Origin of the sequence: Ancylobacter novellus DSM 506, from assembly GCF_000092925.1 — a bacterium.
Taxonomy (GTDB): domain Bacteria; phylum Pseudomonadota; class Alphaproteobacteria; order Rhizobiales; family Xanthobacteraceae; genus Ancylobacter; species Ancylobacter novellus.
Window position 1 is genome coordinate 4,271,289 of the sequence record NC_014217.1, and the last position, 12,466, is coordinate 4,283,754.

General features: G+C 68.6%; 12 protein-coding genes. 9 read left to right on the forward strand and 3 right to left on the reverse strand.

The features are described from left to right. Positions 1-106: 106 nt before the first annotated feature. The 6 genes from pstS (at position 107) to phoB (ending at position 5,454) form a co-directional block, all read left to right on the forward strand. A complete protein-coding gene (gene pstS, locus SNOV_RS20105; RefSeq protein ID WP_013168810.1) occupies positions 107-1,147 on the forward strand; it encodes a phosphate ABC transporter substrate-binding protein PstS in 1,041 nt (346 codons plus the stop codon). A 191-nt stretch (positions 1,148-1,338) separates the two neighbouring features. Continuing rightward, positions 1,339-2,310, forward strand: coding sequence for a phosphate ABC transporter permease subunit PstC (gene pstC, locus SNOV_RS20110; protein ID WP_013168811.1), 972 nt, complete (start codon positions 1,339-1,341; stop codon positions 2,308-2,310). A 14-nt stretch (positions 2,311-2,324) separates the two neighbouring features. After that, positions 2,325-3,158: a phosphate ABC transporter permease PstA gene (pstA, locus tag SNOV_RS20115; RefSeq protein WP_013168812.1), complete on the forward strand. Its 834-nt coding sequence runs from the start codon at positions 2,325-2,327 to the stop codon at positions 3,156-3,158. 8 nt (positions 3,159-3,166) lie between these two features. Next, on the forward strand, positions 3,167-3,988 hold the full coding sequence (gene pstB / locus SNOV_RS20120) for a phosphate ABC transporter ATP-binding protein PstB (protein ID WP_013168813.1): 822 nt from the start codon (positions 3,167-3,169) through the stop codon (positions 3,986-3,988). Positions 3,989-4,013: 25 nt separating this feature from the next. Then, positions 4,014-4,727 (forward strand): phosphate signaling complex protein PhoU, encoded by a 714-nt coding sequence (gene phoU / locus SNOV_RS20125; protein ID WP_013168814.1) that lies wholly within the window; start codon positions 4,014-4,016, stop codon positions 4,725-4,727. A gap of 25 nt (positions 4,728-4,752) precedes the next feature. Next, entirely contained in the window at positions 4,753-5,454 is a 702-nt protein-coding gene (gene phoB / locus SNOV_RS20130) for a phosphate regulon transcriptional regulator PhoB (protein WP_013168815.1), read from the forward strand. A 246-nt stretch (positions 5,455-5,700) separates the two neighbouring features. Here phoB and SNOV_RS20135 read toward each other — a convergent pair whose 3' ends face one another. Together SNOV_RS20135 and SNOV_RS20140 are read right to left on the reverse strand one after the other, a co-directional pair. Next, positions 5,701-6,780, reverse strand: coding sequence for a bifunctional transcriptional activator/DNA repair enzyme AdaA (locus SNOV_RS20135; RefSeq protein WP_013168816.1), 1,080 nt, complete (start codon positions 6,778-6,780; stop codon positions 5,701-5,703). 247 nt (positions 6,781-7,027) lie between these two features. Then, positions 7,028-7,792 (reverse strand): SDR family oxidoreductase, encoded by a 765-nt coding sequence (locus SNOV_RS20140; protein ID WP_013168817.1) that lies wholly within the window; start codon positions 7,790-7,792, stop codon positions 7,028-7,030. Positions 7,793-7,928: 136 nt separating this feature from the next. Between SNOV_RS20140 and SNOV_RS20145 the strand changes: the two genes are divergently transcribed. Further along, positions 7,929-8,852, forward strand: coding sequence for a LysR family transcriptional regulator (locus SNOV_RS20145; protein WP_013168818.1), 924 nt, complete (start codon positions 7,929-7,931; stop codon positions 8,850-8,852). A 14-nt stretch (positions 8,853-8,866) separates the two neighbouring features. On the opposite strand, the gene SNOV_RS20150 is transcribed toward SNOV_RS20145, so the two are convergent. Next, positions 8,867-10,219 carry a polyhydroxyalkanoate depolymerase gene (locus SNOV_RS20150; protein WP_013168819.1) on the reverse strand — a complete coding sequence of 451 codons (1,353 nt, stop codon included), beginning with the start codon at positions 10,217-10,219 and terminating at the stop codon, positions 8,867-8,869. Between the two features lie 181 nt (positions 10,220-10,400). Between SNOV_RS20150 and SNOV_RS20155 the strand changes: the two genes are divergently transcribed. Together SNOV_RS20155 and SNOV_RS20160 are read left to right on the forward strand one after the other, a co-directional pair. Next, positions 10,401-11,774, forward strand: coding sequence for an ActS/PrrB/RegB family redox-sensitive histidine kinase (locus SNOV_RS20155; protein WP_013168820.1), 1,374 nt, complete (start codon positions 10,401-10,403; stop codon positions 11,772-11,774). Between the two features lie 140 nt (positions 11,775-11,914). Then, positions 11,915-12,463, forward strand: a complete 549-nt coding sequence (locus tag SNOV_RS20160) for an ActR/PrrA/RegA family redox response regulator transcription factor (protein WP_013168821.1) — start codon at positions 11,915-11,917, stop codon at positions 12,461-12,463. Positions 12,464-12,466 lie beyond the last annotated feature (3 nt).

Sequence of the window (12,466 nt, forward strand, 5' to 3'; positions counted from 1 at the left end):
CGGAGCGGTAAGAGTCCAGTGTGAAACCCATCCGCCCCTCTGGCCAATCGCGCATCCGGACCGTTTCCCGAGATGCAGGCGATCTCCCGACCTAAGGAGAAGACCCTTGAAATTTGCTCATATTCTCGGCGTTGCGGCGCTTTCGTTCGGCGCCGCCTTTTCGGGCGCTGCCTTCGCTGCCGACATCAACGGCGCCGGCGCGTCCTTCCCGGCCCCGGTCTACCAGGCCTGGGCTGCGGCCTATAAGGAGAAGACCGGCACCGGCCTGAACTATCAGTCGATCGGCTCCGGCGGCGGTCAGAACCAGATCGTCAACCGCACCGTGGATTTCGGCGCCTCCGACGCCCCGATGGACGATGCCAAGCTCGAGAAGAACAGCCTGCTGCAGTTCCCGACCGTGATCGGTTCGGTGGTGGCGATCGTCAACCTCGGCGAAGACATCCCGCTGACCCTGAACGGCGCGGTCCTGGCCGAGATGTACCAGGGCAAGATCACCAAGTGGAACGACCCGAAGATCGCGGCGCTGAACAAGGGTGCGAAGCTCCCCGACCTCGCCATCGTCCCGGTCTACCGTTCGGACTCGTCGGGCACCTCCTTCGTGTTCACCTCCTACCTCTCGTCGGCCAGCGCCGACTGGAAGTCGAACGTCGGCGCCGCCACCTCCGTGCAGTGGCCGGCGGGCGCGGGCGCCAAGGGCAATGAAGGCGTTGCCGGCACCGTGAAGAACACCAAGGGCGCGCTCGGCTACGTCGAGTTCATCTACGCCGCCGCCAACAAGCTGCACGCCACCGACCTCGTCAACAAGGCCGGCAAGGTCGTGAAGCCCGACGTCAAGACCTTCATGGCCGCCGCCAGCGCCGCCGACTGGGCGCATGCGAAGAACTTCGCCGCCTCGATGGTCGACACCGCCGGCGAGGAAGCCTGGCCGATCGTCTCCGCCACCTACATCCTGCTGCCGAAGAACCCGTCCAACGCCGCTGCGTCGGCCGAGGCCATCAAGTTCTTCAACTGGGCCTATGGCGAGGATGGCGACGCTCTCGCCGAGAAGCTGCACTACATCCCGCTGCCGAACGCGGTGGTGGAAGAGGTCAAGAAGGCCTGGGCGAGCGAAGTGAAGGCCGACGGCAAGGCCGTCTGGACCAACTGATCGCCGACGTGAAGTCCGAAGGGGCGGCCACCGGCCGCCCCTTCTCGTCCGAGATCGACGCAAGAACGTTCGACCTGTACGCTGACGAGCCGCGTTCCGCCGCCGGCGCTGCCCGTAACGGTGACGCAAAGCCGCCCCGATGGCCGACAGCGCGGCCCTGATCCCGGGGAAGCCGCCCGAAGGACATACAAATGGACGCCACTCTCAGCGGAAACCAGGCAGCGCAGGGCCTGGCCACCGTGCACAAGCCGACCGGCCGCGTCAGCGATCCCATCTTCGTCGGGCTCCTCTGGGGCTGCGGGATCTTCGTTCTCGTGCTGCTCGGCCTCATCATCGCCATGCTGTTCGAGGGCGGCCTGCCGGCCCTGCAGGAATTCGGCATCAGCTTCCTCTGGTCCACCACCTGGAACCCGGTGACGGAGAAGTTCGGCGCCGGCGTCATGGTGTTCGGCACCATCTTCAGCGCCGTCATCGCGGTCATCGTGGCGCTGCCCCTGTCCTTCGGCATCGCCTTCTTCCTGACCGAGATCGCGCCCGGCCCGCTGCGCCGGCCGATCGGCGTCGCCGTCCAGCTGCTCGCGGCCGTGCCCTCCATCATCTACGGCATGTGGGGCTTCTTCGTCGTCGTGCCGCTGATCGCCGCCTATGTGCAGCCGCCGCTGATCGAATGGCTCGGCCCGATCCCGCTGATCGGCGCGCTGTTCCAGGGCCCGCCGCTGGGCGCGGGCATGCTCACCGCCGGCCTGATCCTGGCGCTGATGATCCTGCCCTTTATCACCGCCATGTTCGTCGAGGTGCTGGAATCGGTGCCGTCGATGCTGAAGGAATCCGCCTACGGCGTGGGCGCCACCACCTACGAGGTCTACCGCAACGTCTCGGTGCCCTATGGCCGCACCGCCATGGTCGGCGCCGTCATGCTCGGCCTCGGCCGCGCACTGGGCGAGACCATGGCCGTGACCTTCGTCATCGGCAACGCCACGCGCATGTCGGCCTCGCTGTTCGCGCCGGGCGCCACCATCGCCTCCACCATCGCCAACGAGTTCCCCGAGGCCTCGATCGGCTCGCTGAAGCTGCAGGCGCTGCTCCAGCTCGGCTTCATCCTGTTCGTCATATCCTTCATCGTGCTTGCGCTCTCGCGCATGCTGGTGCGGTCCAAGGGCTGAGGGAAGTTAGAACCATGGCATCGCTCGCCCGCCGCCGCGCCACCGACTACGCCGTCAAGGCGATCTCCACCGGCTTCGCCGCGCTGTCGATCGTCTTCCTCGCCTGGATCCTGTGGACCCTGCTCTCGCGCGGCCTGCCGGCGCTCGGTCCGCACGTGTTCACCAAGATCACCGCTCCGCCCGGCGCCGGCGGTGGTCTCCTGAACGCCATTGTCGGCTCGCTGATCCAGATCGTCGTGGCGCTCATCATCGGCACGCCGGTCGGCCTGCTCTGCGGCACCTTCCTGGCCGAGAACGGGCGTGGCACGCACATCGGCAACGCGGTGCGCTTCGTCAACGACGTGCTGCTCTCCGCCCCGTCGATCCTCATTGGCCTGTTCGTCTACCAGCTTCTCGTCATTCCCTTCGGCGGCTTCTCCGGCTGGGCCGGCGCCATCGCGCTCGCCATCATCATCATCCCGGTGGTGGTGCGCACGACCGAGGACATGCTGAACCTGGTGCCGATCGGCCTGCGCGAGGCGGCCTTCGCGCTCGGCGCGCCGCAGTGGAAGGTGGTGACCTTCGTGACCTGGCGCGCCGCCCGCGCCGGCATCGTCACCGGCATCCTGCTGGCGCTCGCCCGCGCCGCCGGCGAGACCGCGCCGCTGCTGTTCACCTCGCTCGGCAATAATGGCTGGTCGATCAGCCTGGACGCGCCGATGGCCAGCCTGCCGATCGCCATCTACCAGTACGCCGCCAGCCCGTTCGAGGACTGGGTCGCGCTCGCCTGGGCGGGCGCGCTGATCATCACAGTCGGGGTGCTGACCCTGAACATCCTTTCCCGCCTCGTCCTGGCGAAGATGAAGTGAGACGGACCATGAACTTCGCACCTGAAACGTCGATCGACATCGCTTCCGCCGTCAACCGCGCCACCGCGCCGTCGGCCGATCCCAAGCTCAAGGTCGAGAAGCTCAACTTCTATTACGGCGACAACCACGCGCTGAAGAACATCAACTTCGAGATCCCCGAGAAGCGCGTCACCGCGATGATCGGGCCCTCGGGCTGCGGCAAGTCCACGCTGTTGCGCGTCTTCAACCGCATGTACCAGCTCTATCCGGGCCAGCGCGCGGAAGGGAGGATCCTGTTCGACGGCCAGGACCTGCTCGGCAAGCAGCTCGACTCCACCGTCGTGCGCTCGCGCATCGGCATGGTGTTCCAGAAGCCGACACCGTTCCCGATGTCGATCTACGACAACATCGCCTTCGGCGTGAAGCTGCACGAGAGCCTCGGCAAGGCGGCGATGGACGAGCGCGTCGAGTGGTGCCTGCGCAAGGCCGCCATCTGGGAAGAGACCAAGGACCGCCTGCACACCTCGGCGCTCGGCATGTCCGGCGGCCAGCAGCAGCGCCTGTGCATCGCCCGCACCATCGCGGTGCGCCCGGAAGTGATCCTGCTCGACGAGCCGACCTCGGCGCTCGACCCGATCTCGACCTCGAAGATCGAGGACCTGATCGACGAGCTGAAGCAGGAATTCACCATCGTCATCGTGACCCACAACATGCAGCAAGCGGCCCGCTGCGCCGACATCACCTCCTTCTTCTATCTCGGGGAGCTGATCGAGGCGGGTCCCTCCAACGAGATCTTCACCAATCCCCGCGAAGCCCGCACCCGCGACTACATCACCGGCCGCTTCGGCTGAGCCGGCGACGAGAGAGGCCAGACCCATGACCGAACATATCGTCTCGTCGTTCGACACCGACCTCAAGGAAATCGGCCGCCGCGTGGTCGAGATGGGCGGGCAGTCCGAGCGTCTCGTCGCCGACTCCGTCCAGGCGCTGGTCAAGCGCGACGCCGAGCTGGCCCAGAAGGTGATCGTGCTCGACGGCCCGATCGACCTGCTGCAGCGGGAGATCGAGGAGAAGGCGGTGCTCACCATCGCCCGCCGCCAGCCGCTCGCCGGCGACCTGCGCGAGATCGTCGCCGCCATGCGCATCGCCAACGACCTCGAGCGCATCGGCGACCTCGCCAAGAACACCGCCAAGCGCGTGCTGGCGCTGACCGGCGAGTTCCACCCGCAGAAGCTGGTGCGCGGCGTCGAGCACATGTCGGGCATCGTGCTCGAGCAGCTGAAGATGGTACTGGATTCCTATGCCAGCCGCGACGAGGCCAAGGCGCTGGAAGTCTGGCAGCGCGACGGCGAGGTCGACGTGCTCTACACCTCGCTGTTCCGCGAGCTCCTCACCTACATGATGGAGGACCCGCGCAACATCTCGCTGTGCACGCATCTCCTGTTCTGCGCCAAGAACATCGAGCGCATCGGCGACCATGCCACCAACATCGCCGAGACCGTGCACTATCTCGTCACCGGGCAGCTCCTCACCGAGGAACGGCCCAAGCAGGACACCAGCAGCCTGACCAGCGTGGCGTTCCTGGCCTGAGCCGCGAACGAGCGGGAACGCGACGATGCCGACCAACATTCTGATCGTGGAGGATGAGGAGCCCCTCACCCTCCTCCTGCGCTACAACCTCGAATCCGAAGGCTATGCGGTCGACAGCGTCGGCCGCGGCGACGAGGCGGAGACCCGGCTGCGCGAGAGCGTGCCGGACCTCCTGATCCTCGACTGGATGCTGCCCGGCCTCTCCGGCATCGAATTGTGCCGGCGGCTGCGGGCCCGGCCCGAGACCGAGCGCATGCCGATCCTCATGCTCACCGCCCGCGGCGAGGAGACCGAGCGCGTGCGCGGCCTCGCCACCGGCGCCGACGACTATGTGGTGAAGCCCTTCTCGGTGCCCGAACTGGTGGCGCGGGTGCGCGCGCTGCTGCGCCGGGCCAAGCCCGAGCACATCTCGACGCTGCTGCGCGCCGGCGACATCGAGCTCGACCGCGAGACCAAGCGGGTGCACCGCGCCGGGCGCGAACTGCATCTCGGGCCGACCGAATTCCGGCTCTTGGAATTCCTCATGCAGTCGCCGGGCCGGGTCTATTCGCGCGAGCAACTGCTCGACGGCGTGTGGGGCCAGGACGTCTATATCGACGAGCGCACGGTCGACGTGCATGTCGGCCGCCTGCGCAAGGCGCTCAACCGCCCGCGCCAGCCCGACCCGATCCGCACCGTGCGCGGCTCCGGCTACTCGTTCAACGAGATGTTCGCCCGCGCGCATTGAGGGGCGCTCCGCCCTCCCTGCGACAGTGTATGGGCCGCCATACCCTAGCGCGCCGTCATGCCCGGCCTTGTGCCGGGCATCCACGCCTTGGGACCGGGTGCAGGCGGAAAGACGTGGATGGCCGGATCAAGTCCGGCCATGACGTCGCGTTGGCGAAGCCGCCTCCGGCCGGGATGACGACTAACCCCACCCTCATCCCCGGGCTTGACCCGGGGATGAGGGAAAGTGGAAGGGTTCGGCGCAGGATCAGCCCGCCGCCGCCACCCCGCCCCCGTTCTCCCGATATTGCTGCTCGATCTCCAGCAGCCGCTGCTTGCGCCAGAGGCCGCCGCCATAGCCGGTGAGCGCGCCGTCGGCGCCGATGACGCGGTGGCAGGGGATGATCAGGGCGAGCTGGTTGGCGCCGTTGGCCCGCGCCACCGCCCTGACCGCCGAGGGCTGGCCGATGCGCCGGGCGATCTCGCCATAGGAGCGGGTGTCGCCCGCCGGTATCTGCTGCAATTCGGCCCAGACCGCGCGGGTGAAGGCGCTGCCGTCGAGCGCCAGCGGCGTGCGGAACTGAGCTGATTTGCCGGCAAAGAAATCCGCCAGCTCGGCGCGTATCTGCTCGGTCGGGGCGTAGCTGCCGATGCCGAGATCGCCCTTGGCGCGCGCCCGCAGCCGCGCGACCTCGGTGGGCAACGCCTTGCGCTCGACGAATTCCAGCAGATGCAGATGCGAGGCACTGCTGATCGCGATCATGTCGCCGAGCGGCGTGCCGATCCAGTCCGCCAGCAGCATGCCCTTGGTGGAAAGCTCGCCCGGCGCGCAGCCGATCACCCGCGCGAAGGCCGCCCGGAAGGCGCTTGCCGACTGGAATCCGGCATCCTGCTGCGCGGCGATCACCGTGCCGCCCTCCGACAGCGTCTCGAAGCCTTCGCGCAGCCGCCGGTGCCGCGCCATCTCCAGGAAGGTCATGCCGTATTGTCGCTTGAAGGCGCGGCGCACGGTGGAGAGGTCGAGCCCCATGCGGGCGATGTCGTCCTCGCCCCAGCGATAATGCGGGCGGGCATCGAGCGCCGCCAGCAGCCGGCCGATCGTCGGGTCGGCGCTGGCCGCCGGCTGCAAGGGATGGCAGCGCTTGCAGGGCCGGAAGCCCGCCTCGATGCAGGCGCCGATGGTGGCGTGGAAGGTGCAGTTCGCGGCGAGCGGTTTCCTCGCCGGGCAGGTCAGCCGGCAGAACACGCCGGTCGAGGCGACGCAGACATAGGCGCGCCCCTCATAGGCCTCGTCGCGGTCGAGCAGGGCCTGGTAGAGCGTGGAGTGATCGGGCAGGTCGAAGAACATGCCCGGAAACTATCACGCCCACCCGGCGCCGCCGCCGCAAATCGGGCGGTTATTGTTTTGCGCGGGACGGCTATCGGCGTTCGGAGGCCCGCCCACAAAGCACCCTCATCCTGAGGTGCGAGCGCAAGCGAGCCTCGAAGGATGCTCGCTATCGCGCACCCGGACGAGCATCCTTCGAGGCCCCGCCAAGAGGCGGGGCACCTCAGGATGAGGTTGTCCGTGTTGGAAGGCTATCGCGCCAGCCGTCTCAGCTGCGGGTGATCGACAGGCCGCCATCGACCAGATGCGCGGTGCCCGACACGAAGGACGCGTCGTCCGAGGCGAGATAGAGCACGGAGCGCGCGATCTCCTCCGGCGCGCCGACGCGCTTCAGCGCGTGCATGCCGGCGAGAGTGGCCTGGCTCGCCGCGTCGGGGCTGCGCTCGCGGAACATCGGCGTGTCGATGGCGCCCGGCAGCACCGCGTTCACCCGCACGCCCTGCGGCCCGTATTCGGCAGCGAGCGCCTGCGTCAGCCCGATCAGCCCGGACTTGGAGGCGGCATAGGCGGCCGTGCCGGGGAAGGCGAGCGTGTAGCCGACGAAGGTCGAGGTGAAGATCACCGAGCCGCCGCCATCCTTAAGCATCTGCGCGATCTGCTGCTGGGCGCCGAAGAAGGCGCCGGTCAAGTTGATCGCCAGCGCCTCGTTCCAGCCCTCGGCGGAGACGCCGGTGCTGTCGCCGCCCTCGCCGAGAATGCCGGCATTGTTGAAGGCGACGTCGAGCCGACCGTAGCGCTCGACCGCCAGCGCCACCAGCGCCTGCGCATAGTCCTTCGAGCGCACGTCGCCGGCGAGAGCCACCGCCTCGCCGCCGGCGGAGGCGATCTCGGCGACCAGGGCGTCGAGCTCATCCTTGCGGCGCGCGCCCACCACGACCTTCGCGCCCTCGGCGGCGAAGAGCAGCGCCGTGGCGCGGCCGATGCCGGAGCTGGCGCCGGTGACGATGGCGACTTTTTCCTTGAGGCGGGGCATGAGACTTCTCCGTGATGTCCGTTCCAGCGGCTGCCGGACGATCCGGGGCCGGCCTGTTTCGTCAGGGAGTATGGTGCGGGTCCGGCGTTCGGATTAGTCTGTCAATGATGGATTTCGCGTACGGAAAACCCGAACGATGAAACTGGACGGCATCGCGGTCTTCGTCGCCGTCGCCGAGGCCGGCTCGATCAGCGAGGCCGCCCGCCGGCTGCGGATCGCGAAATCCGTGGCGAGCGACCGGCTCGTCGAGCTGGAGCGCAGCCTGGGCGCCACCCTCGTCCACCGCTCGACCCGCAAGCTGTCGCTCACCGAGGACGGCGTGGCCTTCCTGGAGCGCGCCTCGGCGGCGCTGCGCGAGCTCGATGCCGCCGCTGCCGATCTCGCCGAACGGCGCGGCACGCTGGCCGGGCCACTGCGGCTCTCCGCGCCGGTGAGCTTCACCCGGCTGCATCTGGGGCCGGCGCTCTATCCGTTCCTGCGCGCCCATCCGAGCATCGAGCTGACGCTCGACCTCGATGATCGCCGCATCGACGCGCAGGCGGAAGGCTATGACGGGGTGATCCGGCACGGGCCGATGCACGACAGCCGGCTGGTCGCCTGGCGCCTCGCCCGCAGCCGGCGCCTGCTGGTCGCGGCGCCGGACTATCTCGCCCGGCATGGCTCGCCGGACAGTCTCGCCGCGCTCAACGGCCATCGCGGCATCTTCTACACCCATCGCGGCATCGCCGACTGGCGCTTCGTGATGCCGGGAAGGACGGTGCAGGTGCGCGCTCAGGTCGGACTGCGCGTTAACAATGGCGAGGTGATGCGCGACGCGGCCGTCGCCGGTCTCGGCATCGCCCTGCTGCCGATGTTCCTTGCTGGCGCGGCGATTAGGGCCGGCAGCCTCCAGGTGGTGGAGGTCGGCGCCGTCACCGAGGAGGAGTTCATCTATATCGCCCATCCCGAAGGGCGCCGGCCTTCGGCCAAGCTGCGCACGCTGGCCGATTGCCTGCGCGCGGCCTTCGGCAACCCGCCCTATTGGGAGAGCGGGCTCGGGGCGCCCTCTCCGGCCGCCTGACCCGGCGGGGCCTCTCACCCCGCCCGGTTGTGCCCCTTCGTCGGCCAGTTGTGCGAGAGCACGAAGTCGGAGATGCGCGGGGCGATCTCGGAGCGGAAGCGCGAGCCGTTGAACACGCCGTAATGCCCGACGGTGGGCTGGAGGTAGTGCACTTTCATGTCGTCGGCGAGCCCGGAGCACAGCGTCTGCGCCGCCCGTGTCTGGCCGACGCCGGAAATGTCGTCGTTCTCGCCTTCGATGGTCAGCAGCGCCACATTCTTGATCTTCGACGGGTCGACCTTCTCGCCGCGATGGGTCATCTCGCCCCTGGGCAGCGCATGGTCGATGAACACGGCCTGCAAGGTCTGGAGATAGTACTCGGCCGGCAGGTCCATCACCGAGAGATACTCGTCGTAGAACTCGCGGTGCTTGGCGGCGGAATCGCCGTCGCCCTTCACCAGGTGCCCGAACATCTCGGCATGCGCCTTCAGATGGCGCTCGAGATTCATCGACACGAAGCCGTGCAGCTGCAGGAAGCCGGGATAGACCTGCCGCATCACGCCGGGATGCGGCCAGGGCACGGTGGTGATGACGTTGCGGCGGAACCAGTCGAGCCCGCGCGCCATGGCGAAATCGTTCACCGCCGTCGGGCTCTCGCGGGTGTCGATCGGCCCGCCCATCAGCACCATGGAGGCGGGAACGTCGGGATCGCCCATCTCCTCCATGCGCGCCACGGCGGCGAGCACCGGCACCGCCGGCTGGCACACGGCGAGCGCATGCACGCCGCCGCCGAGATGGCGGAAGATGTCGATGAGGTAGTCGATATAGTCGTCGAGGTCGAAGCGGCCCTCGGCGATAGGGACTTCCCGCGCGTCCACCCAGTCGGTGATGTAGATGTCGTGGTTGGGCAGCAGCGTCTGCACCGTGCCACGCAGCAGCGTCGCATAGTGCCCCGACAGCGGCGCCACGATCAGCATGCGCGGCTGCGGCCGGCGCGGCTTTTGCGGGAAGTCGCGTACAAAATGCAGCAGCCGGCAGAAGGGGCGCTCCCACACCGTCTCGATATGAACGGGCACATGGGTGGCGCCGATCACCGTCTCGTCGATGCCCCATTCCGGCTTGCCGTAGCGCCGCGTGGTGCGCTCGAACATCTCAAGCGCCGCCGACATCGATTTGCCGAAGCGGGTGTGGCTGAGCGGATTGACCGGGTTGCGGTAGAACAGCCGGCCGGCATCGGCCATGACGCGCAGGGGGTCGAGGGCCGCGTGGCCCATCTCGAACATCCAGTAGAGCGGCTTCGACAGGGCCGAAGCCGTCTCCAGCTCCGCCTCGGGCGCGTGTGCCGCTTCCGCAGCGTCGGGCACGTCTCCAAAAACGCCGATCGCCATGATGTCTCCGTCCTCAGATCCGCCCGAAAGGCCCGAAACCGGACGGCTCACGGCGGGCGGCGGTTCTTGTGCGTTGCAGCATAAATAGGCTCTTTCCCGACCGCGTCAACGAATCGGCGCTCTCGCCCTTTGGTCGTATCTGCCGCTATAGAAGCCGATGACCTCGGGGACGGACGGTAACATGTCGCTCTCGCTCGACCATCCGATCGGCGAACGTTTTTTCGGGCTGCGGCTCGACACGCTCATCCGCCTGCGCTGGCTGGCGATTTCCGGACAGACGCTGGCCATCGTGGTGGTGCAGTGGCTGCTGGGCTTCTCGCTGCCGATCGGCGCGTGCCTGGCGGTGGTCGCGCTCTCGGCCTGGCTGAATCTCGCGCTGCGCCTGCGCAATCCCGGCGCCAGGCGGCTCTCCGACGTCGAGGCGGCGTGGCTCTTGGCCTACGACATCCTCCAGCTCGCCGCGCTTTTGTTCCTCACCGGCGGCCTCGCCAACCCCTTCGCGCTGCTGTTCCTCGCCCCGGTGCTGATCTCGGCGACGGCGCTGTCGCCGCGCACGACCATCCTGCTCGGCGTGCTGGCGGGGCTGTGCGCGGCGCTGGTCGGGCTGTGGCAGATGCCGCTGCCCTGGGCGGCGGAAGGGGTTCTCGGCAGCGCGCCGGAACTGCCGCCGCTCTACCTTGCCGCCATCTGGTCCGCGCTCGCCATCGCCATCGCCTTCATCGGCGTGCATGCCTGGCGGGTGGCGGAGGAGACGCGCGAGCTCTCCGAGGCGCTCGCCGCCACCGAGCTGGTGCTGGCGCGCGAGCAGCACCTCTCGGCGCTGGACGGGCTCGCCGCCGCCGCGGCGCATGAGCTCGGCACGCCGCTCGCCACCATCACCGTGGTGGCGAAGGAGCTGGTGCGCTCGCTCCCGCCCGACAGCCCGGTGGGCGAGGACATCCGCCTCGTCAGCGAGCAGGCCGAGCGCTGCCGCGCCATCCTGCGCACGCTGACCTCGCTCGGCGCCGGCGACGCGCCCTTCGACCGCATGCCGATCTCGCACATATTGGAGGACGTGGTCTCCCCGCACCGGCATTTCGGCATCGCCATCGCGGTGACGCTGCCCGCCCGCGCCGAGGAGGAGCCGATCATCGCCCGCAATCCGGGCCTGCTCTACGGCCTCGGCAACATCGTCGAGAACGCCGTCGACTTCGCCGCCAGCCGCGTCGACATCGTCGCCAGCTGGACCGGCGAGGACATCACCGTGACCATCACCGATGACGGCCCCGGCTTCCCGCCCGAGCTGCTCGACCAGATCGGCGCGCCCTACGTGACCAGCCGCGGCCGCAACCGCTGGCGGCGCGAGACGGAGGCCGAGGGCGAGGACGGCCAGCAGGGGCTCGGCCTCGGCGTGTTCATCGCCAAGACGCTGCTGGAGCGCTCCGGCGCCGAGCTCGGCTTTGTCAACCGCCCGCCGCCCGCCCACGGCGCCTCGGTGAACATACGCTGGCCGCGCCGGCTGATCGACATCTCCGGCGAGCGCGAGGCCGAGGGGGAGCCCGCCACGAAGGCGTGAGCGCAAAGGCTCTGCGACAATTTTGCGCTTGTCGGCGTGCGGGAGTATAAGCGGACCGAAAACAGAACAGGCGTAAGCCGCTTTTCGCCCCGCCGCGGCAGGCAACCGGCATCCGGCCGGCATTTTGGGAATAGTTGGAGATGCTTGACACGACCTCGGACCTGCAGGACCGCTCGCTGCTGATCGTCGATGACGACCGGCCCTTCCTGCAGCGCCTCGCCCGCGCCATGGAGACGCGCGGCTTCACCGTCACCACCGCCGAGACGGTGGCCGACGGCCTCGCCAGCCTCGAGGGCAGCGCCCCGGCCTATGCCGTGGTCGACATGCGCCTCGGCGACGGCAACGGCCTCGACGTGATCTCGGCGCTGAAGCGCCGCCGCCCCGAAGCGCGCGGCGTCATCCTCACCGGCTACGGCAACATCGCCACCGCGGTGACGGCGGTGAAGATGGGCGCGGTCGACTATCTGGCCAAGCCCGCCGACGCCGACGACATCTGCGCCGCGCTGAACGTGCAGGGCGACTACAAGCCCCAGCTCCCCGAGAACCCGATGTCGGCCGACCGGGTGCGCTGGGAGCACATCCAGCGGGTCTACGAGCTGTGCGGGCGCAACGTGTCGGAGACCGCGCGCCGGCTCTCCATGCACCGCCGCACCCTGCAGCGCATCCTCGCCAAGCGCGCCCCGCGCTGACGC

Excerpts from the sequence above, each read along its gene's own strand:
- pstC (WP_013168811.1), top strand. The coding sequence starts at position 1,339 with ATGGACGCCACTCTCAGCGGAAACCAGGCAGCGCAGGGCCTGGCCACC.
- pstA (WP_013168812.1), top strand. The coding sequence starts at position 2,325 with ATGGCATCGCTCGCCCGCCGCCGCGCCACCGACTACGCCGTCAAGGCG.
- pstB (WP_013168813.1), top strand. The coding sequence starts at position 3,167 with ATGAACTTCGCACCTGAAACGTCGATCGACATCGCTTCCGCCGTCAAC.
- phoU (WP_013168814.1), top strand. The coding sequence starts at position 4,014 with ATGACCGAACATATCGTCTCGTCGTTCGACACCGACCTCAAGGAAATC.
- phoB (WP_013168815.1), top strand. The coding sequence starts at position 4,753 with ATGCCGACCAACATTCTGATCGTGGAGGATGAGGAGCCCCTCACCCTC.
- SNOV_RS20135 (WP_013168816.1), bottom strand. The coding sequence starts at position 6,780 with ATGTTCTTCGACCTGCCCGATCACTCCACGCTCTACCAGGCCCTGCTC.
- SNOV_RS20140 (WP_013168817.1), bottom strand. The coding sequence starts at position 7,792 with ATGCCCCGCCTCAAGGAAAAAGTCGCCATCGTCACCGGCGCCAGCTCC.
- SNOV_RS20145 (WP_013168818.1), top strand. The coding sequence starts at position 7,929 with ATGAAACTGGACGGCATCGCGGTCTTCGTCGCCGTCGCCGAGGCCGGC.
- SNOV_RS20150 (WP_013168819.1), bottom strand. The coding sequence starts at position 10,219 with ATGGCGATCGGCGTTTTTGGAGACGTGCCCGACGCTGCGGAAGCGGCA.
- SNOV_RS20155 (WP_013168820.1), top strand. The coding sequence starts at position 10,401 with ATGTCGCTCTCGCTCGACCATCCGATCGGCGAACGTTTTTTCGGGCTG.
- SNOV_RS20160 (WP_013168821.1), top strand. The coding sequence starts at position 11,915 with ATGCTTGACACGACCTCGGACCTGCAGGACCGCTCGCTGCTGATCGTC.